This window comes from Nonomuraea sp. NBC_00507, assembly GCF_036013525.1.
Lineage (GTDB): Bacteria > Actinomycetota > Actinomycetes > Streptosporangiales > Streptosporangiaceae > Nonomuraea.
In genome coordinates this window covers 12,459,924-12,481,280 of record NZ_CP107853.1, presented here as the reverse complement: position 1 = coordinate 12,481,280, position 21,357 = coordinate 12,459,924, and the positions used below count along the sequence as shown (strand labels likewise).

At 69.7% G+C, this 21,357-nt stretch carries 18 protein-coding genes; 10 read left to right on the top strand and 8 right to left on the bottom strand.

Annotated features, from left to right (window positions below; genetic code table 11):
- The first annotated feature begins 1 nt into the window (after position 1).
- Positions 2-1,021, top strand: a complete 1,020-nt coding sequence (locus tag OHA25_RS58885; protein ID WP_327591210.1) for a glycosyltransferase family 2 protein — start codon at positions 2-4, stop codon at positions 1,019-1,021.
- Here OHA25_RS58885 and OHA25_RS58880 read toward each other — a convergent pair.
- Entirely contained in the window at positions 981-2,741 is a 1,761-nt protein-coding gene (locus OHA25_RS58880; RefSeq protein ID WP_327585447.1) for a CDP-glycerol glycerophosphotransferase family protein, read from the bottom strand. The two genes, OHA25_RS58885 and OHA25_RS58880, sit on opposite strands and share 41 nt — an antisense overlap.
- Before the next feature lie 81 nt (positions 2,742-2,822).
- On the bottom strand, positions 2,823-3,557 hold the full coding sequence (locus tag OHA25_RS58875) for an IspD/TarI family cytidylyltransferase (RefSeq protein ID WP_327585446.1): 735 nt from the start codon (positions 3,555-3,557) through the stop codon (positions 2,823-2,825).
- A 110-nt stretch (positions 3,558-3,667) separates the two neighbouring features.
- Here OHA25_RS58875 and OHA25_RS58870 point away from each other — a divergent pair, with 110 nt between their 5' ends.
- The 6 genes from OHA25_RS58870 to OHA25_RS58845 all read left to right on the top strand — a co-directional run bounded on the left by OHA25_RS58870 (position 3,668) and on the right by OHA25_RS58845 (position 9,385).
- Positions 3,668-5,086, top strand: coding sequence for a CDP-alcohol phosphatidyltransferase family protein (locus OHA25_RS58870; protein WP_327585445.1), 1,419 nt, complete (start codon positions 3,668-3,670; stop codon positions 5,084-5,086).
- Positions 5,083-5,706, top strand: a complete 624-nt coding sequence (locus OHA25_RS58865; RefSeq protein WP_327585444.1) for a DUF5941 domain-containing protein — start codon at positions 5,083-5,085, stop codon at positions 5,704-5,706. Before OHA25_RS58870 ends, OHA25_RS58865 begins: the two co-directional genes overlap by 4 nt.
- An 87-nt stretch (positions 5,707-5,793) precedes the next feature.
- Entirely contained in the window at positions 5,794-6,528 is a 735-nt protein-coding gene (locus tag OHA25_RS58860) for a phosphocholine cytidylyltransferase family protein (RefSeq protein ID WP_327585443.1), read from the top strand.
- A 28-nt stretch (positions 6,529-6,556) separates the two neighbouring features.
- Positions 6,557-7,597 (top strand): iron-containing alcohol dehydrogenase family protein, encoded by a 1,041-nt coding sequence (locus OHA25_RS58855; RefSeq protein WP_327591209.1) that lies wholly within the window; start codon positions 6,557-6,559, stop codon positions 7,595-7,597.
- Positions 7,575-8,342: a CDP-alcohol phosphatidyltransferase family protein gene (locus OHA25_RS58850; protein ID WP_327585442.1), complete on the top strand. Its 768-nt coding sequence runs from the start codon at positions 7,575-7,577 to the stop codon at positions 8,340-8,342. Before OHA25_RS58855 ends, OHA25_RS58850 begins: the two co-directional genes overlap by 23 nt.
- A 158-nt stretch (positions 8,343-8,500) precedes the next feature.
- Positions 8,501-9,385 (top strand): glycosyltransferase family 2 protein, encoded by an 885-nt coding sequence (locus OHA25_RS58845; protein ID WP_305920314.1) that lies wholly within the window; start codon positions 8,501-8,503, stop codon positions 9,383-9,385.
- A gap of 72 nt (positions 9,386-9,457) precedes the next feature.
- Here OHA25_RS58845 and OHA25_RS58840 read toward each other — a convergent pair whose 3' ends face one another.
- Genes OHA25_RS58840 through OHA25_RS58830 form a run of 3 tightly spaced genes read right to left on the bottom strand, consistent with a single transcriptional unit; the run spans position 9,458 to position 12,659 of the window.
- Positions 9,458-10,171 (bottom strand): acetoacetate decarboxylase family protein, encoded by a 714-nt coding sequence (locus OHA25_RS58840; RefSeq protein ID WP_327585441.1) that lies wholly within the window; start codon positions 10,169-10,171, stop codon positions 9,458-9,460.
- Positions 10,172-10,209: 38 nt separating this feature from the next.
- Complete coding sequence (locus OHA25_RS58835; protein ID WP_327585440.1) at positions 10,210-11,175, bottom strand: glycosyltransferase; 966 nt, start codon at positions 11,173-11,175, stop codon at positions 10,210-10,212.
- 56 nt (positions 11,176-11,231) lie between these two features.
- A complete protein-coding gene (locus tag OHA25_RS58830) occupies positions 11,232-12,659 on the bottom strand; it encodes an acyltransferase family protein (protein WP_327585439.1) in 1,428 nt (475 codons plus the stop codon).
- A gap of 271 nt (positions 12,660-12,930) precedes the next feature.
- On the opposite strand from OHA25_RS58830, the gene OHA25_RS58825 reads away from it, so the two are divergent.
- A complete protein-coding gene (locus OHA25_RS58825; RefSeq protein ID WP_327585438.1) occupies positions 12,931-13,890 on the top strand; it encodes a lysylphosphatidylglycerol synthase transmembrane domain-containing protein in 960 nt (319 codons plus the stop codon).
- Here the strand turns inward: OHA25_RS58825 and OHA25_RS58820 are convergent.
- From OHA25_RS58820 to OHA25_RS58810, 3 genes are read right to left on the bottom strand one after another with little or no spacing between them, the layout of a single operon-like run.
- Complete coding sequence (locus tag OHA25_RS58820; RefSeq protein WP_327585437.1) at positions 13,791-14,852, bottom strand: glycosyltransferase family 4 protein; 1,062 nt, start codon at positions 14,850-14,852, stop codon at positions 13,791-13,793. The genes OHA25_RS58825 and OHA25_RS58820 overlap by 100 nt on opposite strands.
- Positions 14,853-14,856: 4 nt before the next feature.
- The gene (locus OHA25_RS58815) at positions 14,857-15,786 is read right to left on the bottom strand and encodes a glycosyltransferase family 2 protein (protein ID WP_327585436.1); all 930 of its coding nucleotides are present in this window, start codon (positions 15,784-15,786) and stop codon (positions 14,857-14,859) included.
- 56 nt (positions 15,787-15,842) lie between these two features.
- Positions 15,843-17,834, bottom strand: a complete 1,992-nt coding sequence (locus OHA25_RS58810; RefSeq protein ID WP_327585435.1) for a glycosyltransferase family 39 protein — start codon at positions 17,832-17,834, stop codon at positions 15,843-15,845.
- Between the two features lie 92 nt (positions 17,835-17,926).
- On the opposite strand from OHA25_RS58810, the gene OHA25_RS58805 reads away from it, so the two are divergent.
- The gene (locus OHA25_RS58805; protein WP_327585434.1) at positions 17,927-19,426 is read left to right on the top strand and encodes a hypothetical protein; all 1,500 of its coding nucleotides are present in this window, start codon (positions 17,927-17,929) and stop codon (positions 19,424-19,426) included.
- Between the two features lie 168 nt (positions 19,427-19,594).
- Positions 19,595-21,235, top strand: coding sequence for an LCP family protein (locus OHA25_RS58800; protein ID WP_327585433.1), 1,641 nt, complete (start codon positions 19,595-19,597; stop codon positions 21,233-21,235).
- Positions 21,236-21,357 lie beyond the last annotated feature (122 nt).

The window sequence follows — 21,357 nt, the reverse complement described above, 5'->3', positions numbered from 1 at the left end:
CATGAAGCAGTTCCCCGACTCGCCGCAGGCGCCCGCGGAAACGCGCGCCTGGCCCCCCATTTCCGTCGTCATGCCGGTCCTCAACGAGGAGCGGCACCTCCGCGAGGCCGTCGACCAGGTCCTCGCCCAGAGCTACCCCGGCGCCATCGAGGTCGTGCTCGCCGTGGGGCCGTCCCAAGACCGCACTCAGGAGGTCGCCGAGGCCATCGCCGCGGCCGACCCCCGGGTGACCGTGGTGCCCAACCCCACGGGCCGCACTCCCAACGCGCTCAACGCCGCGATCGCCGCCTCCCGCAACGGCATCATCGCCAGGGTCGACGGGCACGCCATGTTGCCCCCCGACTACCTGCGCGTCGCGGTCGAGACGCTGGCGGAGACCGGCGCCGACAACGTGGGCGGCATCATGGCGGCCGAGGGCGTCACACCCTTCGAGCAGGCCGTGGCCTGTGCCATGACGTCCAAGATCGGCGTGGGCGCGGCCGCGTTCCATGTGGGCGGCACGCCGGGCCCCGCCGACACCGTCTACCTCGGCGTCTTCCGCCGCTCGGCGCTCGACCGGGTGGGCGGCTACGACGAGCACTTCCAGCGGGCCCAGGACTGGGAGATGAACCACCGCATCCGCCAGACCGGCGGCCTGGTCTGGTTCCAGCCGCGCATGCGGGTCTCCTACCGGCCGCGGCCCAACGTCAAGGCGCTGGCCAAGCAATACTTCCACTACGGCCGCTGGCGGCGCGTGGTCGCGCGCACCCATGACGGCACGATCAACCTGCGCTATCTGGCGCCGCCCGCCGCGGTGCTGGCCATGCTGCTGGGGCTGGTCGTCGCGCCGTTCTTCCCGCTCGCGCTCGTCATCCCCGGCGGCTACGCGCTCGCCATCGTGGCGGGCTCGGTGGTGACCGGCGGCGGGCTGTCGCCGGCGGCGCGGCTGCGGTTGCCGATCGTGTACGCCACGATGCACTGCTCCTGGGGATGGGGCTTCCTCACGAGCCCGAAGAAGCTGGCCCGCCCGCCGAAGTCATGACCCGCTCGACCGCCGCGTTGAAGCGGGCCAGCGCGTCGGGATATTCCGGCCCGAACAGATAGCTCCTGAGCTTGATCCTGGCCCGGGCCAGCGTGTCCTCCCCGTCGAGGAATTCCGCGAGCCCGGCCAGGTCTTCGCCCAGCAGCACGCCTGCCTCGGTGCTCGGATAACGCTCGTGGAAGGCGCGTTCGGGCAGGCCCGCGACGTTCGTCACGGCGTACGGCTTCTCGCTGGCCAGGAAGTCGGCCACGACGCTGGAGATGTCGCTGATCAGCAGATCGCACTCGTTGAAGCAGTCGTACAGGTGCGGCTCGCGGCCGGTGACGACCATGTGCGCGATCCGCGGTGTCGACCCGGCCGCCCGCGACGGGTGTCTGGCCTTCGACTTGGCCAGCTCGACCGCCTCGATCATGGTGACGATCTTCCGGTGCGCGCGCAGGGCGCTCTTGTCGCGGTATCCGGTGAGCGGGTGCGGCTTGTAGATCACGCGGAGCGGCGGATCATGCTCGAGCAGCGCCCGGACGATGCGCGGCCCCATGGTGATCAGCGACGTGTGGAACAGGTCGTCGTTCCAGCCTTCCCAGGTGGGGGCGTACAGGACGGTCCGGTACGGCAGCCCGGGCCCCTCCGTCGAGATGCCCTCCAGTTGCGGCCGGCCGACCTCGTGGATGGTCTCGTCCCTGACGCCCACCTTGGCCCGGCGGTAGCGGTCGCGTCCCGCCGGCCCGGCCACCCACACCTCGTCGTAGACCCGGGAGAACGGGTTGAACGACGCCTCCTTGTCGCTGTCCCCGTGGTTGAGGAACGCGCTGCGCAGGGTGGGGATGCGCAACATGTGGACGTTCCTGCCGACGTTGGAGACGTACAGGCAGAGCTTGGCGCTGAAGAGCGCGTGGAAGCTCATCAGGTCGGCCGAGGACGGGATGCACACCATCGGGAGCGTCGTGGGCTCCAGATGGGCGGCCATGCCGCGCTCGCGCAGCACGACGATGGCCCGCCGGTCCATGCGCTCCAGTGTCGGCAGCCACATCCTGGCCTGGTAGGCGGCCGCGGTGGCGCCGGAGAAGTAGAGGATGACCTCCGGATGGTAGGCCCTGATCTGCTCGCTCACGACCTGGATGGCCCGGGCCTTGTCGGTGAGCGGCAGGGCCCGGCGCACGTACGGGAACAGCGTGAGCGCGCCGACGGCGCCGGCCAGGAGCGCCAGGGCCGCGCCACAGGCCGCCGCGACGGCGCCGGCCGCGGCCCCGAGCACCGGCAGGACGTCCAGATAGAGGAAACGCACACTGCGGGCGTCACCCAGCCAGCCCGGCGGCATCTTCGGTATACGCAGCGCCGACACATCCAGGTTGCGGGTGGTGACCGGCATCCTGCTGAGGATCAGCCTGAGCCGCAGCGCCAGCCCGGTATGCACGGCCCGCACCCCGTGAATCCCGAACATCCCCGCCGCCAGCGCCACGAACCACGGCGAATCCGGCCCGGCCGTCCGCGCCACCAGCAGCAGCGCCGCCGTCTGCCTGGCCACGAATCGCAGCGTCATCCCCAGGTGCACCTTGCCGAGCACGTCGGTCAGCCGCCTGGCGACGCGCGGCGCGGCGTACTCGGCGGCGTAGGAGAGCGCGGCCACCACGCCGAACAGCACCGGCGCCGGCCAGAGCGCCGACACCAGCAGCACGGGGTAGCAGACGAGCAGCGCCGCGATCACGATGAGTTTCCTCATGTGATCGCACGGTAACAAGGATCAGGTCAAGCGGCATCTCCCCACACGCCTACAACGCGGGGGTTTTCGCGCACTTGACCCTTATGCCATTGGCCGCTCGGCGGCCAGCCGCAAGAGCAGTTCGGCGATCCGCAGATCGGCGGGATGGGTGATCTTGATGTTGTGCTCGCTGCCCGGCACCACGTGGATCGGGACCTCAGGCAGGTAACGCAGCACCACACCGCAGTCGTCGGTGGCCGGGCGGCTGCCGAAATCGGGGTCGGCGAGCGCCCGCTCGTACGCTTGCCTGATCACCGACAGCTTGAAGCACTGCGGCGTCTGGCTGCGCCGCAGCCGCGACCTGTCCAGCACCTCGCCGATGACCTCGCCGTCCGGCCCGGGCACGGCCACGAGAACCGTGTCGGAGCTCGGGATGGCCACGTCGACGGCCCGATGCGTGCGCAAGGCCTTGACGCATTCGGCGATGATCCGGGGCTCTACGAGCGGTCGCACGGCGTCGTGCAGCAGCACGTTGCATTCCTGCGTGCCCAGCGCCTGCAGGGCCCGCCACGTGCTCTCCGTACGGCTTGCGCCGCCCTCCACGATCTTGGTGACCTTGCGGTAGCCACCCTTGTCCACGATCTCGCGGACCCGGTCGGTGTAGCCCGGCGTCATCAGCACCACGATCTCATCGATCTCCGGCGCGTCCTCGAACACGGCGATCGAGTGCTCGATGATCGTCTTTCCGGCGATCTCGGCGAGTTGCTTGGGAGTGGCCAATCCCACCCTCTGCCCCACACCGCCCGCCAAAAGCACCCCAACCGACCTTGAATCCATACTGGCAGAGTAACGGTGCTGTTCCGTGATATTGGCCTGACCTGTCGCTACGCTGGCTACGCACCCCCCAAGTCCACGCGCTCCACCCCGGCCGGGAGGAGACCCGCGCTTTGCCCGACTCGTTCACGACCCGCGAGAGCACGACCACGTCGGTCGTGCTGCTCGCCACGACCCCGGCGGCCCGGCTCTCCTGCGCGGACGGCACGCTGGTCGATCGGATCACCGGCCAGCTCGCCACGCTGCCCGTGAACGAGGTCCAAGTGGTCACCCCGGACGGCGGACTCGGAGCCGACCTCAGGGGCGTCGCCAAGATCGCCCGGATCTCGGCAGGCGCCGTAGCCGTGCTCCCCGCCGACCTCGTGGCCCACACCGAGGCGCTAGCGCTGCTGCTGGAGCACCCCGCGCACGCCACCGGGGCACTGATCTCCCACGACGCGACCGCGGGGCCCATGCGGCCGCCCGTACGCGTCGAGGGTGGCAAGGTCGTCGCCGCGGGCAGCTCGTTCCACATCGTCCCCGAGGCCAACGCCACGTTTCGCGGCGTGCTGCAGGCCGGCGAGTCCGATCTGGGCACGCTGGCGGACATCGCCGAGGAGCTGGCCGAGCTGGCCGATGCCGGCAAGCTGGGCCCCGTCACCCCGGTCGAGGCAGTGGACCTGCTGCTGGTCGGGCTGGTCAGGACGGGCGTGCCGGTGCGGGCCGCCGGGATCGGGCCGCTGCACGCCGACCGGGTGACCGGCCAGCACGCCGCCGACACCGCCGTCGCGGCGCTGGCCGAGGTGGACGAGGCCAAGGTCAGGCTGGACACCTCGGTGAAGCAGGACGACGGCTTCTTCGCCACCTACTTCGTCTCCACCTGGTCGCGCTATTTGATCAAGCCGGCCGTCAAGCTCAAGCTCACCCCCAACACCGTGACGGGCGTCTCGGTCGGCCTGGCCCTGCTGGCGGCCGTGTGGTTCTCCGCGGGCACCCAGGGCGGGCGGCTGCTCGGGGCGCTGCTGTTCTACCTGTCGTTCACGCTCGACTGCCTCGACGGTCAGCTGGCCCGCTACACCCGCACGTTCTCGCCGCTCGGCGCGTGGGCGGACGGCATGGCGGACCGCGTCAAGGAGTACATCGTCTACGTCGGCCTGGCCTTCGGCTCCACCGACCCAGGCATCTGGTATCTGGCTGTGGCCGCGATGATCCTGCAGGTTGTCCGGCACGCCATCGACTTCGCCTACGCCGGGGCGGTCGCCGACGCGGCCCGGGTCGGCGCGAGCTGGGGCAGGCCGGCCCGCTCGCTGCAGGAGTCGGCCGACGCCCGGCACGCGACCGGCGTGCTCAGGCTCGCCCAGCGTCTGGACCGCCGGAGAGCCACCCGATGGATCAAGAAGATCATCGTGCTGCCCATCGGTGAGCGGACCGCGCTGATCGCCGTCACCGCCGCCGTCTGGAACCCCAGGGTGACATTCCTCTCCCTGCTCTGCTGGGGCGGCGTGGCGGCCCTCTACCAACTTGCCGGGCGGATGATGAGGTCGGCGCGATGAGTCCTGTGCACATGGCCCCCGTACCCAACAGCACTGTCGTGGCCTACCGCGACGACGGTCCGCTCTCCCGTGCCATGGGCCTGCTCGTGGCCGGGCAGCTGCCGCCGCTGCCGCCGGTGCTCGCCGGCACGTTCGTCACCGGCGTGCTGCTGGTGCTCGGTGTCGCGGGTACCGACGGGCTCGCGGTGTTCGCGCCGGCCGTGACGCTGCTGCTGGCCGGGCCCGGCAGCACTCATCCGCACGACGGCAGGCTCGACTGGCTCGTTCCGCCGATGCTGCGGGTGATCGAGTACACGTTCGTGGCCGCGTGCGGGTTCGCCCACCAGCTGAACCCGGCGCTGATCTTCCTGTTGCTCGGCGCGCTGGCGTTCCACCACTACGATCTGGTCTATCGGCTGCGGCAGCACATCTACGCGCCGTCGTGGCTGTCCACGCTGGGGCTCGGCTGGGACGGCCGGATGATGGCGGTCTCGCTGGTCGCTCTCCTGGGGTCGTTGACCTTCGGTTACCTTGTGCTCGCGCTCTACCTGTGGGCGTTGTTCGCCTGGGAGAGCTTGACCTGCTTGCTGGCCGCACCCCGATCTGGGGTGGAAGCGACCGATATGGGAACGCAAGACTAACGCCGGATTACCCGCGGAGGGCCCAAAGGGAACTAACCTTTGGGCCTACGTACGTCATGCTCGACATGCTCGACTGAGGAGTGCACGTTGCTGGGAATGGTGCTGGCCGCTGGGGCCGGACGACGCCTGCGGCCGTACACCGACACGCTGCCCAAGGCGCTCGTGCCGGTCGACGGTGAAACCACGATCATGGACATCTCGCTGCGCAACCTGGCCGAGGTGGACCTGCGCGAGATCGTGATCATCATCGGGTACGCCGCTCAGGCCGTGCACGAGCGCAAGGACGCCTTCGAGAAGAAATACGGCGTCAAGCTCACCCTGGTGCACAACGACAAGGCCGAGGAGTGGAACAACGCCTACTCCCTGTGGTGCGCCCGCGACTACTTCTCCCAGGGCGCACTGCTGGTCAACGGCGACACCGTGCACCCGGTCTCGGTCGAGAAGACGCTCCTGTCCGCCCCCGAGACCAGCGACATCCTGCTGGCCGTCGACGACGTCAAGAAGCTCGCCGACGAGGAGATGAAGGTCACGCTCTCGCCTGACGGCTCGCTGCGGCGCATCACCAAGCTGATGGACCCGGCCGAGGCCTACGGCGAATACATCGGCGCCACCCTGATCAGACCGGGTGCCGGAGAGCGGCTGGCCGACGCGCTGAAGGCCACGTTCGAGCGTGACCCGCAGCTCTACTACGAGGACGGTTACCAGGAGATGGTCGAGCGCGGTGAGACGATCCACGCCGCGCCCATCGGCGAGGTCGACTGGGTCGAGGTGGACAACCACGACGACCTGGCCAAGGCCCGCACCATAGCCGTTCGCTACTGAGGGGGCGGGCATGCCGCTTCTCGCGAGGATGTTGCCGGCGCCGCTGACCATGCAGGTCAGACGTGGCGCCGTGGCCGAGCTCGGCGCTCTGCTGGCCGATAGCCGCGTGGCGACCTCCGGCAGGGTCGCCGTGGCAGTCGGCCCCGGCCAGGGCGACCACATCGAGAGCCTGATCGCGCCTCAGCTGGATGAGGCCGAGGTGTTCAGGGTGGCCGACGGGTCGGTCGACGCGGCCGTCACGCTCGGCGCGGACCTGCGCAAGGGCGCCTACGAGGTGGTGGTCGGCGTCGGCGGCGGCAAGACCATCGACGCGACCAAATACGCCGCGTCGCTGGCCGGCATCCCGATGGTCGCGGTGGCCACCAACCTCTCCCACGACGGCATCTGCTCGCCCACCGCCTCCCTGGTGTACGAGGGCGGCAAGGGCACCTTCGGGGTGCCGATGCCACTGGCGATCCTGGTGGACCTCGACTTCGTGCACAGCGCGCCGAAGTCGCTGGTCAGGGCGGGCGTGGGCGACGTGGTGAGCAACCTGTCGGCCATTGAGGACTGGCAGCTCGGCAACATCGAGCGGGGCGAGCCCATCGACGGGCTGGCCTGCTCGATGGCCCGCACCTCCGCCGAGGCGCTCATCGGCCGCGACGACTCCATCGAGTCCGACGCGTTCCTGACCGTGCTGGCCGAATCCCTGATCCTGTCCGGCATGTCCATGGTGATCGCGGGGTCATCCCGGCCCGCGAGCGGTGGAGACCATGAGATCCTTCATGCCGTGGATCAGCTCTTCCCCGGCACCTCCAACCACGGCGAGCTCGCCGGCATCGGTGCCGCCTTCTGCTTCTTCCTGAGGGAGGACAAGGCCCGGGTCACGCAGGTGGTCGACTGCCTGCGGCGGCACGAGCTGCCGGTCGTCCCCGCCGACATCGGGCTGAGCGACGAGCAGTTCGCCGAGGCCGTCGCGCTGGCGCCGGCGACCCGCCCCGGCCGTTACACGATCCTGGAGCACCTGCGCATGCAGGACAACGAGATCCGCGATCGGGTGGGGGACTATGTCCACGCCTTCGGTCGCTGAGCTGCGGCGGGTCGCCCAGCCCGCCGGCCACCTCGATCGCAGGAACGGCGAGCACTGGGCAGGCGTGCTCTACATGCGCAGGTTGTCCATCTACGTCACCTGGCTGATGACCAAGACGCCGGTCACGCCCAACCAGCTCACCTGGCTGATGACGTTCGCCGGGATCGCGGCCGGTGTCGTGCTGGCCTTGCCGGGGCTGTGGGCCGTCGTGGCCGCCGCACTGCTCGTGCAGGTCTACCTGCTGCTCGACTGCTCCGACGGTGAGCTGGCCCGCTGGACGGGGAAGACCTCGCTGGTCGGCGTCTATCTGGACCGCGTCGGGGCCTACTTCACCGAGGCCGCGTTGCTGGTCGGGCTGGGCTGGCGGGCGTCGGCCGTCATGCCCGATTGGTATACGGTGCTGGGCGTCGCCGCCGCGCTCGGCGCCATCCTCATCAAGGCCGAGACCGACCTCGTGGAGGTGGCCCGGGCCAAGGGGGGCCTGCCGGCCGCCACCGAGGCGTCCGCGGTGCAGTTTCGCTCCGGGCTGCTGGCACTGGGCCGGCGGGTGCTGTCGGCGACGCAATTCCACCGGATCATGCAGCCGATCGAGCTGTCGTTGCTCGCGCTGGCGGCCGCGATCGTCGACCAGTTCGCCGGCGGCCTGACGGTCACCCGGGTTCTTCTCGCCGCGTGTTTCGTAGCGGCTTGCCTACAGGTTGTTCTGCATTTGGTAAGCATCGTCTCGTCGAGGCGCCTGGCGTGATGGCATATCGGAACCGAAGAGGGGCGCTGTCCGTCGTATTGATCGGACGTCCGCCGTTCGGTGGGGGTTCATCCCCAGTTCCGATACGCTTAGCTTCACCCGTACCCAGAAACAGACTCGGTGATCATGAAAGCATGCCACGACCGCCTGGTGATCTCTTGAAGATCTCGTGTGTCATTCTCACCATGGGCAACCGGGTCGCGGAGCTGAACCGGGCGGTCGAGTCCGCGCTCAACCAGATCGACGGCGACGTCGAAGTGGTGATCGTGGGCAACGGCGCCGACGTGCCCGAGGTGTCGGCCACGCCACCCGAGGGGTCCGCCGCGGTCGTGAAGTCGATCCGGCTCGACCAGAACACGGGCATCCCCGCCGGCCGTAATCGCGGCGTGGAGGAGTGCTCGGGAGACGTCGTGTTGTTTCTCGACGACGACGGCTGGTATGCCAGCCAGAAGGTCGTGGCGCACGTGCGTGATCGCTTCGCCACCGAGCCGGACCTGGCGGTGATCTCTTTTCGGGTGATGGACCCCGACGGCGGCATCGGCCAGCGGCGGCACGTGCCCCGGCTGCGTGCGGGTGACCCGCAGCGCTCCTCGCCGGTCACGACCTTCCTCGGCGGCGCCTCGGCCGTCAGGCGCTCGGCGTTCCTGCAGGTGGGCGGCCTGCCCGAGCGTTTCTTCTACGCCCACGAGGAGACCGACCTGGCCTGGCGGCTGCTCGGCGAGGGTTACCGGATCGAATATGACGCCGAGACGGTGATGTACCACCCGCAGGTCCCGCCGACCCGGCACGCCAACTTCCACCGGCTCAACGCCCGCAACCGTGTCTGGCTGGCCCGCCGCAACCTGCCGTGGCCGCTGGCGGTGCTCTACCTGACCAACTGGGTGGCGCTCACCCTCGTCCGCGAACGCGGGTCGTCGACGGCGCTCAAGGCGTGGTTCGCCGGGTTCATGGAGGGTCTGCGCAGCCCGGCAGGCGAGCGGCGGCCGATGGCCTGGCGCACGGCCTGGCGCATGGTCAAGCTCGGCCGCCCCCCGATCGTCTAGCTCGGCCGTCCCCAAAAGTCTGGCTCGGGCGCCTCGCGATCGTCTGGCGCGGCCACCCTCCGATCGTCCGGCTCAGATCTCCACGGCTGCGCCGAACGTCATCGTCGCCCGCGAGACCGTCGTGGTGAACATGGCCCGCTTGGGCAGACCCAGCTCGCTCAACTCCTTGGCGATGGGGTGGTTGCCCAGGCGGATCAGCGCGCCGCTGGGCCGCATCTTGGCGCCGCGGGCTCGTACGGACCAGGGGACGCGCCGCGTGACCCCATCCCGGTGCGTGTAGGCGTCCATCGGCGCCATCGCCGCGGCGCCCGGCACCGGCACCCCCGGCTTGATCAGCATGTCCAGCACGAGCCTGTCGTCCTTGCGCAGGATGCACCGTTTGTACGGCGAGCCGAGCCGCAACTCGATGTCCGCGAGCTCTTTCGGGAACCCCCAGATCGTGCGCCCCGCGTCCAGCGTGAACCGCTGGTCCACGGGCAACCAGTGCACGAAGATCCCCGCTTCCCGGAGATCGGCGAGTCCCTTGGCCCCCGAGCCGCCCGGAGGGCGGACCAGGAAGGCCATCCCGAACTCGTGGTAGGTGTCGAGGTCCCCGTCGCGGTAGTCGACGAACAGCAGCATGCACACGGCCTTGCCGGGCAGCGCCTCAGCCACGTCGAGCCCGGAGTACGCGATGACCGCCCGGGCGGCGTCGGCACGCACCGGGTAGAAGGCACTGCAGATCTCCGCGTCCCTCACCCGGACAGGCATGTCCACCGTCCGGCCCTGGATCAGATGAGATGCCATGGTCCCAGTACATCAACCTCGGGCCCGGCTTACCATGACTACACCGCCAGAGCGTGCGTGGCGGGCTTGCCCGCCCACGACTCGGCCTGGCGCACGAAGGCCGCCGCGTGGTCCGGCCAGTGGTGGTGCAGACGCGCCTCGGCGTGGCCCTGGGCGCCCAGCCTGATCCGCCGCACCGCGTCCTCCTTCAGGTCCAGGACAGCGTTCAGCACGGCGTCCACGTCCAGCGGCACGACCAGTCCGCAGCCTGCGCCCTCCACCAGCGTGGCCCCCTGCGGCGTGGTGATCACCGGCAGCCCGCGGCCCATGTAGTCCATGATCTTCGTCGGCACCTCGCGTACCGTGCCGTCGGCCAGCGACAGGCCGGCCAGCGCGCCCTCGGCCATGCGCAGCGCGTGCCGGTTGGGCACGTACCCGAACCAGTCGAGCAGGCCGACCCGCTGCGCGTCCCGCAGCAGCGGGCGCACGTCGCGCTCGGCGGACCCCATGAGGTCCAGCCGGACGCCGTGCGGCACCAGCTGCTCGGCCAGACCGATCAGCTCGTTGACGCCGCGCTCGACCGACAGGCGGCCGAGGTGCACGACCCTGGTGTCGCCAGGAGGGGGAGGACTGGGCGACACCAGGGTCGCTTCGGGCACCACCGCGGAGGTGATCACCCGGTGGCGCCGCTCGGCGCGGGCCAGTTGCCTGGGCGTGACGTCTTCGCGCATGTCCCACACGACCGGAGGACGCCGGTACGGCAGTGCGCTCAGCAGCCGGTGGTCATGGACGATCAGCAAGTCCGCGCCCCTGACGCCGCGTCTGAGCGCCGCCCGTGCCTTGCCGAACGAGGCCGAGCGGGCCACGTCCACCGCGGTGACCCCCATGGCCGGGGTCACGTTGTAGTAGGTGAACGGCGCCACATAGGTCACCTCGTGGCCCGCGTCGAGCAACGCCCTGATCTGCCTATGCATGATCCGGGCGTCCTCGGGGTGATGGACGGTTGTGGCGACACATGCGCGCATGTGTCGATGCTCCGCGCCTACCAGGTCAAAGGCGTTAATGCGGGTGGAACGGCCGCTTAACTTCCAGAGGGACGGCGATAGAGCCAGACGAGGCGGGGCTCGAGCACCCACTTGAAGACCGTCCTGGTCTCCGGCAGACACAACACGATCGCCAGGGCGAAGCAGCTGGAGCTGATCGCCAGCACGCCGAGCGGCCCGTGCAGCCACGGGAACTCCAGCCAGCCCATCTCCTTGGCGATCAGCACCGGGATGCCGTGCAGGAGGTAGCAGTAGAGCGTGCGGGTGCCGAGGTCGGAGAACCACGTCTCACCCCTGGGCACCAGCGCCAGGACGGCGAAGCACATGGCCAGCGAGCACACCAGAAGCCCGGTGCGCAGGCCCAGCCCCATGTACCAGGAAAGGTCCATGTCCTGGAAGCTGTGCTTGAAGTAGAACGGGTCGAGCGGCGCCTGGGGCGCGACGTAGATCGCCACCGCGGCCGCGCCGATGACCGTGAACCCGGACACGATCTTGATCCACCGCCGGTTGAGCAGCTCGAAGTGCTCGGGCTGCAGCACGAGGCCGATCACGAAGAACGGCAGGAGGCCGAAGAAGCGGTCCATACTGAAATCGCCGGAGATCTGTGAGAACCCGGCGAACAGGTAGATCGCGATGGCCACCGGGATGGGGTATTTCATCCGCTTCCACACCGGTGTGGACAACCGCCAGAACAGCAGCGCCAGCAGATACCAGTTGAGCCACGCCGGGTCGATGATCGTCAGGCTCCACTTCTGGCCCAGGGAGAAGCGGAGCGCGGCGTAGCCGACCTCGACGACGACGTAGGGGACCAGGAACGTGTCGACCAGCTTGTTGGTCTTGGCGTTGGAGTTCCAGAAGTTTCTGGACAGGTAGCCGCTGATCAGCACGAACAACGGCATGTGGAAGGTGTAGATGAAGATGTAGAGGGCCCTGGAGGAGTCGGCCGACAGCGTCGGCACCAGCGAGTGGCCGACGACCACGAGCGCGATCAGGACGAACTTGACGTTGTCGAGGAACGGGTCGCGCTTGCGCTTGCCCGGCTCGGCCTCCGGCGTCGGCTCGGCCTGCGTCAGCGGCCGCTCGTCCGTCGCGACCCCATGCACTCGGGAGCGCTCGTCCGTCGCGGTCTCGCGCTCTTCACGCCCGATGCGCTCTTCACGCCCGATGCGCTCTCCATGCCCGATGCGCTCCCCATCCGCGCCTGGCGGCCCGACGGGCACCTCGGGAGCCGTGGTGGGCGTCCTGGAGGGCGCGGCGGTGACGGCGCGCGGACCGGCCGGCGACGTGGCGGCGCGAGGGCCCGGCTGGTCGTCCGGCAGGACGCCGTGCGGGTCGGTCTGCTCGCTCCAGAAGGCCTCCTCCGGCAGCGGCCACCGCGCGCCCGTATTGGCGGGCCCACCTCCCTCTTCCGAACCCGCCGGGCTCGGCGGGGATGCAGCCGGTCGAGAGAATCTGGTGTCAGACACGAGCGTCGCTCTTCGCTAGGGGCCGGGGAACACGACGACAACACGACGTGAATGCCACCTTACGATGCGGTGTCGCGCTGCGTCGCCGACCCGCAACAGACTATCCCGCTCCACGACTCCTGTCTCTTCATGACGCCCCGGATGTCCGGTTACACAGGGAACTTGGAGCGTCTGCGCTTCCCGGCACACGAAGACGCCTCACGGGGGATCCGCGACACACCCTCACCCAGGTCACATAGCAAATCAGCACAACGGTCTATACCCTGAGCCAATGCTCCGTCGGCTGCTGCGCATCGTCCTCGCCCTGATCGCGGTCGGATTCCTCGGCTACGGCCTGGCGCGCAACTGGGAGGAGACCACCGCCGCCGTGGCGGCGATGTCTCCGTGGGCGGTGCTGGGGGCCTTCCTCGCGGTGCTGGTCGGCCAGTTCTGCATGCTGGTGGCCTGGCGGGAGATCCTGGCGGGGCTGGGCACGCGGGTGCCGCTGCGGATCGCCGGGCGGATCATGTTCGTGGGCCAGCTGGGCAAATACATCCCGGGCGCGGTGTGGGCGTACGCGGCGATGATGGACCTGGGCCGGGACCATGGGAGCCCGCCGCGGCGCACGTTCGCGACGATCTCGCTCGGCCTGGTGATCAACATCGGGGTGGCGATCTCGATCGCGGCGGCCACCCTGTGGACGCTGGACGCGGTGCGGCAGGCCTGGTTCCTGGCGCTGCTCGTGCCGGTGATCGCCGTGTGCCTGCACCCCAAGGTGCTCACCTGGGGCCTCAACCTGGCGCTGCGCATCGCCCGCAAGGAGCCGCTGGAGAGCGTGCTGCCCGGCCGGACCGTGGTCGTCGCGGTGGCGTGGACCACGCTCGGCTGGTTCGCCTACGGCATCCACATCTGGCTGCTCAGCGGCCGCGCGGACCTCTACATCATCGCGACCGGGGCCTACGCGTTCGCCTGGGCGACCGGCATCCTCACCGTCGTGGTGCCGGCGGGCGTCGGGATCAGGGAGGGCGCGCTGGTGCTCGTGCTCGGGCCGGTCATCGGCACCGCACCGGCGCTGGCCGTGGCGATCGTGTCGCGGCTGGCGTTCACGCTGGCGGACGCGACGGCGGCGGGCGTTTCCTTCCTGCTCGGCCGTCAGGTGCCCAGGAGCGTCCCCGCGTACGCGGCCCAGAACGGCTCGGGATCGACGGCCTTGACCCCCGACCGCAACCTCTCGGGCTCCCCCGAGGCGTAGAACCGCTCAAGAGTCTCCCGCAGCGCGCCGGCGTCGCCGGGCTCGACGAGCAGCCCGTCCACGCCGTCGGTGACGTGGTCGGCCAGCGCCCCCACCCGGGTGGCGATCACGGGGACGCCGTGCTCGTGGGCGAGCCAGACGTTCTGGCTCGCGGTCGCGCTCCGGTAGGGCAGCACGAGCGCGTCTGCCGCGGCGAACAGCTTGGGCACGTCCTCGGCGGCCACGTAGCCGGGCCGCAACTCCACCCGCTCCCCGAGGCCCAGCTCGTCGATCAGCGCCTTCGTCTCGTCGAGCCCGCCCCAGAACTCACCTGCCACCGTCAGCGAGACGCCCTCGGGCAACGCCCTGAGCAGCAGGTCCAACCCCTTGTACGGGCGGACCATGCCGAAGAACAACAACCGGCGGTGCACCTGCGAGGAACGTTCGGCCATGGTGGACGGCAGGTGCGGGGGCAGCGCCGCCACGCTGACCGGCTTGCCCGTGAGCCCTCGGGCCAGCCCGGCCTGCTGCTCGGAGTGGGCGAGCACGCCGTCGACCCGCTTGAGCAGGGCCTTCATGAGCGGCTCGTCGCAGGGCTTCGACTCATGCGGCAGGACGTTATGACAGAGGGCAATCGTCCTGGCTTTTCGCGAAATCCCGTACAAAATCCCCAAGTACGCGGGGACCTGCACCGGGCTCAGCACGGCCAGCACCACCAGGTCGGCCGACCGCAGCCGCCGCCCGGCCGCCACCCAGCCGTCCGGCCGCCGCCAGTCGAGCCTGCGCACGGTCTCCGGATAGGGCGTGCCCTCGGGGGTGGAGATCGTCTGCTGTCCCGGGTAGAGGAACGACGGATATTGCGCCCGCCACGACTCGATCATCACATCGTGCCCGAGCGCCGACAGCCGGTGCGCCAGCTCCGTGGTGTGCTGCGCCCCGCCGCCCTTGTACGGATAGGTCGGCCCGACGATCGCGATCCGCACGAGCCTACTCTCCCCGCGAGCGCACGATCAGGTCGGCCAGCAACGCCACGGACCCGATCAGCATCCCGGACAGGAAGATCATGACGGTGTTGGCCGGGAAATAGAACGGGTGCTGGACCATGTCCCAGACACCCTTCACGAACCCGATGCCGACCAGCCACAAAGCGGGCGGCATCAGCACCTTGAGCGGGTTGAAGTACATGATCATCCGCAGCACCTGCAGGATGTAGCGGTAGGCGTCGGACACGAAGCTGAACTTCGACGTGCCGGCCCGCTTGGCGTAGTCGATCGGCAGGTAGTAGATGTCGTGCTGGTTGGACAGGAACGACAGCGTGATCGTCGTCACGCACGAGAACCCGGGAGGCAGCAGCCGCAGATAGGGTTTGGCCACCGACTTGCGGAAGGCCCGCAACCCCGAGTTGAGGTCGGGGATCTTCTGACCGGCCAGCATCTCCGCGACCTTGCGGATCACGAACTTGGCGGGCACCCGCAGCAGCTTGTGCGAGCCCTCCTCAGTGGTGCGTGCGCCGACCACCTGGTCGATCGTCGGATCCTTCTCCAGGATCTGCACCAGCTCGGGGATGCGCTCGTTGGGGTAGGTCATGTCGGCGTCGGTCCAGACCACGATCTGGCCCTTGGCGTCCTGCGACCCGATGCGCCGCACGGTGCCGGAACCGCCGTTGCGGTGGAAGGCGCGCACGCGCAGATGCGGGTAGCTGGGCGCGGCCTCCTGCAGCCTGGCCAGCGTCAAGTCGGTGGAACAGTCGTCGATGGCCAGGAGCTCATAGGTGTAGCCGCTCGAGTCCATGGCCTTCGTGATGCGCTCGACTTCGTCGATGACGTGATCCTGCTCGTTGTAGCAGGGAAGGACGATGGTGACGTAGGGCGCTTCTTCCACGGCGGGTCCACTCTTGGGGGTCTCAGGCGTGCTCACGGGGCTCGAGGTTACTGTGCCCACCTTAAGGCCAGGTCCACATCAGGCCGATCTCTTCACCGGGCCACGGCCATCCACACGTCTATCCCCAGCCCCCACGTGCCGTTCGGCGCGTCGACGAGCGAGCGCTCGTCCTGGCGGGTGACCAGGGCTATGACGTGCGTTGCGGGGCCGTACGGCGCGACCTGACCGGGCGCGGCGGCCAGCACGACCGGGACGCGGCCGGCCGCGCGAACCCGCTCGATCAGGCGGCGCACCTCGGCCTCGGGCGCCGTCTCCGCCCCGGCCCGCTTCACCTCCGCGGCCGGGCGGTCGCACATCCCGCGGACGAGCTGGGTGAACCGGTCGCCGGTGACCCTCTCCACGACCAGCACGGACGCGTCAGGCGGGAGCTTGGCACACATCGCCGCGACGGCCGCCGCCTCCCCCCGCTCGACCGGAGTGAACGCGGTGCCGATCGAGGTCACGGCGGGCGGCACGAGCACGACCAGGACGGCCGCCGCCGTGACCCACCAGCGCCTGGTGCACAGGCGGCTCAGCGCGTACGCGGCGAGCAGGATCAACCCCGGGATCACGATGGGGACCAGGCGGCGGGCCGCCCACGGGTGGTCGGGGGTGATCTCGGGGCGGAGCAGCGTGGTCACGGTGGTCCAGCCGATGACCGCGAGCGGCAGCAGCCAGTCGAAGGGCGTGCCGTCACGCAGCAGCCTGCGGACGAGCACGGCCGCCGCGATCGTGGCCAGCACCACCACAGGGAGGCCGACGTACCAGATCACCCAGTGCAGGGAGTTTTCGAAGTAGAGCAGCCGGCCGTCCACGGGCATGCCGTTGGCCCGCTGGATCGACTCGATCATCGCGAACGTGCGCTGATCTTCCGGCGTGACCGGGTCGCGGGTGACGGTCTGCAGCCACGGGCGCACGTACAGGGCGGCCATGAGCAGCACCACCAGCCCGGCCCCCACCGCGGGCGCCCACCTGGGCAGCCGGATCCTGGACAGCATCGGCGCGGCGGCGGTGCCGGCCAAGGTGAGCAGGAGGACCCCGCCGCAGATGAACAGCAGCGGCCTGACCGAGCCGGACAGGTACGACAAGTAGGGCCTGGCGAGCAGGTACGCCGCCAACATCCCGAGCCCGGCACCGGCCACCAGCCCGGCCGCCAGTGGCAGCCCCAGCGCCCCATACGGCCTGGCGGAGCCCGCGGGGCGCGAGCGCCGCATCGCGATCAGCAACCCCGCGAACGCGAGCACCGGTAGCACGTCCCGCAGCCCGTCGACCCTGACCAGCACGGCCAGCCCGAACACCAGCCCCGCCAGCAGCCCCCGGCCCCAGCCGGGCCGCCCGAGCGCGTCGTGCGCCAGTGCCAGCCCGCCGAACAGCAGGATCAGCGACGGGATCTCGCTGAACGTGGTCCGCGAGGTGTAGAGGATGGGCATGCTCACCACGAAGGTCAGTGCCGCGAGCACCGCCCATCGGGCCCCGGCCAGCCGCGCCACCACTCCGGCCACCGTGAGCACGGCCAGCCCGCCCAGCACGGCCGGCACCGCGAACGGCACGCCGAGCCAGTGGCCGAGCGCGAACATCATCGGCGCTCCCGGCATGAACTGCGGCGCCACCCCTCCGTCCACGTCGTAGAACCCGACGCCTTCGAAGAGCAGCCAAGGATCGGCCCCGCCGAACGCCTCCGGCTGGACGGATATGGGCAGCGCGCCGTGGCCGGCGATCCAGGCGGCGTACTGCGCATAGGTGGCCGGGTCGCGCCTGACGATCAACTGCTCGCTGTGCATGAACCCGTTGAACACGGCCGACGCCGCCGCGACCGCCACCACGCCGGCGACCTGCCAGACCGTGGCCTCGACCACCTTGCCGGCCTGTCGCGTCCCCGCCCAGCACAGCAGGGCGGCGGCGGGCACGCCGAGCAGCAGCGTGGGCAGCGGCGCGAACCGGCCGAGCAGTAGCAGCGGCAGCCCGGCCAGCAGCCAGCCCGCCACGGCGAGCGCGGGCGCCACCGAGAGCGCGGCGAGCACCCGGCCGGATCGATCGAGTTCCATCGGAGAGCGAGCGTACCCAGTGCACGTGTGCGCCATCACACGGCGGCCGCTCATGGCGCGGGTGTCGTGTGACGGCCGGTAGCGTACGCGACGTGCCGGACAAGCAGGAGGATGGGCGGGTGACGTCGGCGGTTCGCGCGGCCGAGCCCGCGCTGAGCGGCCGGTGGGCCGGTGTGGCCCGGCGGCACCGGTGGTTCCTCGTGGTGCTCACCCTCGGCACGCTGCTGCGCGCCCTGGCCATGCTGGGCTACCGCCCGGCCCTGTGGTTCCCCGACACCTACACCTACATCGTCACCGTCTTCAAGCCGCGCCCCGACCTGGTGCGCCCGGCCGGCTACTCGATGTTCATCAAGCTGCTGGAGCCGTTCCATTCCTTCGCCGCGGTGGCGGCGGTCCAGCATCTGCTCGGTCTGGCCACCGGCGTGCTCATCTACCGGGTTGCCAGAAAGGCTCCCCGGTGGGCGGCGACGCTGGCCACGGTGCCCGTGCTGCTCGACGCCTACCAGGTCGAGCTGGAGCACCTGCTGGTGTCCGACACCTTGTTCATGTTCCTGGTCGTGTCCGCCGTGGCGCTGTGCACGACGCGCCGGACGAGCACGGTCGCCGCCATCGGGCTGCTGCTGGCCGCCGCCACGCTGACCAGGACCGTCGGCCAGCCGCTCATCGCGGTGTTCGCCGCCTGGTTCCTGCTGCGCAGACGGGTGGGGCACACCGGGGTGCTGCTGCGCAGACGGGTGGGGCACGCCGGGGTGCTGCTGGCGGCCGCCCTGGTGCCGCTCGTCGCCTACGGCGCCTGGTTCTACGCCACCTACCAGCGGGTCGGCCTCATCGGCGCGAACGGCGCCTTCCTGTACGCCAGGACGATGTCGTTCGCCGACTGCGCAAGGATGGACCCGCCTCCGGACCTGAAGGTCCTGTGCGACCCGCGCCCGCCCGAGCAGCGTCCGCCGTCCCAGGAGTACATCTGGGCCAAGGACGCGCCTCTGGTGCGGCTGCCGGGCATCACGTTCACGAAGGAGACCGACGACCTGGCGGCCAGGTTCGCGACCCTGGCGATCGTCAAGCAGCCGCTCGACTACGCCGCCTCCGTGCTGACCGAGCTCGGCCGCACGTTCCGGTGGGACCGCCCGGTCTATCCGGACCAGGAGATCTACGCTTATTACCAGTTTCCCGTGACGCCACCGGGACCACCTGGGCGCTATCCCGCGCAGGTCGGCGCCGAGTATGCCAAGCTCTATGAGCAAGGTGCGATCGGCACGGAGATCGTCGAGCCCTATGCCGGATGGCTGAGGGCCTACCAGAGCATGGTGCGGCTGCCCGGCCCGCTGCTCCTGGGGGTCCTCCTGGTGCCTCCCATAGCGGCCATCGCCGAGCTCCGGCGCAGGCGAAAGGCAGGGCGCCTCGCGGGAGCTCCGTCCTGGCCGGTGCCGTGGTCGGTGGCCATTGTGTTGCTGATCACACCGGCCGCCGCGGCGGAGTTCGACTATCGCTATGTGTTGCCGGCCGTACCTCTGGCCTGTCTTGCCGCGGCCCTGTGCATCAGGCCTGACCTGCGAAATCAGTCAGGAAGCCAGAAAGAGTTCAGCGAATGATATTCCACCTCATGTCCGGCTCTGAGTATGCTTGCCCGCGGAAACATCACGCCCGGGTCACGGCCGTTTCCGGCGGTCGTCACACCGGACACGCCGAACCTGACCTAGTCTCGTGGCGCGGAACGACCAAGCCGGCGCGCGAGCGCGAGGAACGAGGCTAGGGGGCGTATGAGTGAGTACAGAAGCGTGCCGGTAGCCGACCCGGCACAGGACCGCAGGGGCGCCCCCACCCAGCCCGGCAGCAGGATGGCGCGCAGGGCCGCGGCGGCCGCCCCGCCACCGCCGCCACCCGACGACCGGCCGTCGCGTAGCCACCGCGGCGGCGGGGGCGGCCAGGGCAAGATGCGAGTGCTGGCCTGGATCAGCATCGGCGTCACGTCGGTCATGGTCGCGGGCTCGCTGACCGCCTACACCGTTTACCGGGACGCCTTCGGCAACATCACCCAGAAGAGCGTCAAGGAAGACATCATCAACCCGCGTCCCCCGGACACGGGCGCGCTCAACGTGCTGCTCGTCGGCTCCGACACCCGGGCGGGCGAGGGCAACGCGAAATACGGCCAGCAGCTGGCCAGGACCGCTGACGCGGGCGGCAAGCGCACCGACACGATCATCCTGATGCACATCTCGCCCAACCGCGACAAGGCACGGCTGATCAGCTTCCCGCGCGACTCGATGGTGCAGATCCCCCGGTGCAAGAACGAGACCACCAAGCAGGAGATGGCGCCGCACCGCGACATGATCAACGCGGCGTACAACACCGGCGGCATCGCCTGCACGATGTCCACCATCGAGACCCTCACCGGCATCCGCATCAACCACTTCGTCGAGGTGGACTTCAGCGGCTTCAAGAACATCGTCGACGCGCTCGGCGGCATCGAGATCTGCCTCAAGTCCGGCGTCAACGACAAGGCGTCCAAGCTGGTCCTGCCGCCGGGCAAGAGCCTGCTCAACGGCGAGAAGGCGCTCGGTTACGTGCGCCTGCGCAAATACGGAGACGGCAGCGACATCCAGCGCATCAAGCGCCAGCAGATCTTCCTGAGCAAGGTCGTCGCCAAGGCCACCAGCAGCGATCTGATGACCGACGTGGGCAAGCTGCGGGACTTCATCGCCGCCGCGGCCGGGTCCGTCACCATGGACCCCGACCTGGCCAACGACACCGAGCGGCTCATCGAGATCGCGATGAGCGCCAAGCAGCTGACGGCCAAGGGCGTGCAGTTCACGACGGTCCCGTGGGTCCCCGACCCCGAGAACCCGGAGGCCCGCGTGGTGTGGAAGGAGCCCGACGCCACCAAGCTGTTCACCTCGGTCAAGACCGACACCGAGGTCGCCGTCCCGGCGCCGTCCGCCAGCGCCAGCGCCAAGCCCAAGGAAACCGTCAAGCCGCAGCAGGTGAAGGTCCAGGTGCTCAACGGCACCAAGACCGTGGGCAAGGCCAAGGAAGTCGCCGACCAGCTCGCCGAGCAGGGCTTCAACGTCGTGGGCGTGGGCAACTACGAGGCCGCGGACGGCCAGAGCATGGCCAAGAGCGAGATCCACTACGCCAAGACGATCGAGACGGCGCCCGACTACGCCGACACGCTCGCCGGCGCGGTCCTGCCCAAGCCGGCTCCGGCGGCGGGCAAGGTGCCGGCGACCAACGCGCAGGCGTACGTCCCGGCGACCGCGGCCGCGGGGACCGCGCCCAAGAGCGGCCCGGTGATCCAGCTTGTCGTCGGTGAGGACTTCGAGTCCGTCAAGGTGACCGAGCTGCCCGACAGCGTGAAGCAGAGCACCATCACGGCCTCGCAGCAGACGAACGTGTGCACCTAGCGGGATTAGAGCGTTGTCCTGATCAGCCGAGTGAACCTGGGCGTGTGTTACGGCCACCCTTGAGTCGCTTAGGTGCCGACGTTTTTCAAGTGGTGGGGTGGGCGGGAACTGTCGGTGGCTGT

Excerpts from the sequence above, each read along its gene's own strand:
- OHA25_RS58885 (WP_327591210.1), top strand. The coding sequence starts at position 2 with ATGAAGCAGTTCCCCGACTCGCCGCAGGCGCCCGCGGAAACGCGCGCC.
- OHA25_RS58880 (WP_327585447.1), bottom strand. The coding sequence starts at position 2,741 with ATGAGGAAACTCATCGTGATCGCGGCGCTGCTCGTCTGCTACCCCGTG.
- OHA25_RS58875 (WP_327585446.1), bottom strand. The coding sequence starts at position 3,557 with ATGGATTCAAGGTCGGTTGGGGTGCTTTTGGCGGGCGGTGTGGGGCAG.
- OHA25_RS58865 (WP_327585444.1), top strand. The coding sequence starts at position 5,083 with ATGAGTCCTGTGCACATGGCCCCCGTACCCAACAGCACTGTCGTGGCC.
- OHA25_RS58855 (WP_327591209.1), top strand. The coding sequence starts at position 6,557 with ATGTTGCCGGCGCCGCTGACCATGCAGGTCAGACGTGGCGCCGTGGCC.
- OHA25_RS58850 (WP_327585442.1), top strand. The coding sequence starts at position 7,575 with ATGTCCACGCCTTCGGTCGCTGAGCTGCGGCGGGTCGCCCAGCCCGCC.
- OHA25_RS58840 (WP_327585441.1), bottom strand. The coding sequence starts at position 10,171 with ATGGCATCTCATCTGATCCAGGGCCGGACGGTGGACATGCCTGTCCGG.
- OHA25_RS58835 (WP_327585440.1), bottom strand. The coding sequence starts at position 11,175 with ATGCGCGCATGTGTCGCCACAACCGTCCATCACCCCGAGGACGCCCGG.
- OHA25_RS58825 (WP_327585438.1), top strand. The coding sequence starts at position 12,931 with ATGCTCCGTCGGCTGCTGCGCATCGTCCTCGCCCTGATCGCGGTCGGA.
- OHA25_RS58810 (WP_327585435.1), bottom strand. The coding sequence starts at position 17,834 with ATGGAACTCGATCGATCCGGCCGGGTGCTCGCCGCGCTCTCGGTGGCG.
- OHA25_RS58800 (WP_327585433.1), top strand. The coding sequence starts at position 19,595 with ATGAGTGAGTACAGAAGCGTGCCGGTAGCCGACCCGGCACAGGACCGC.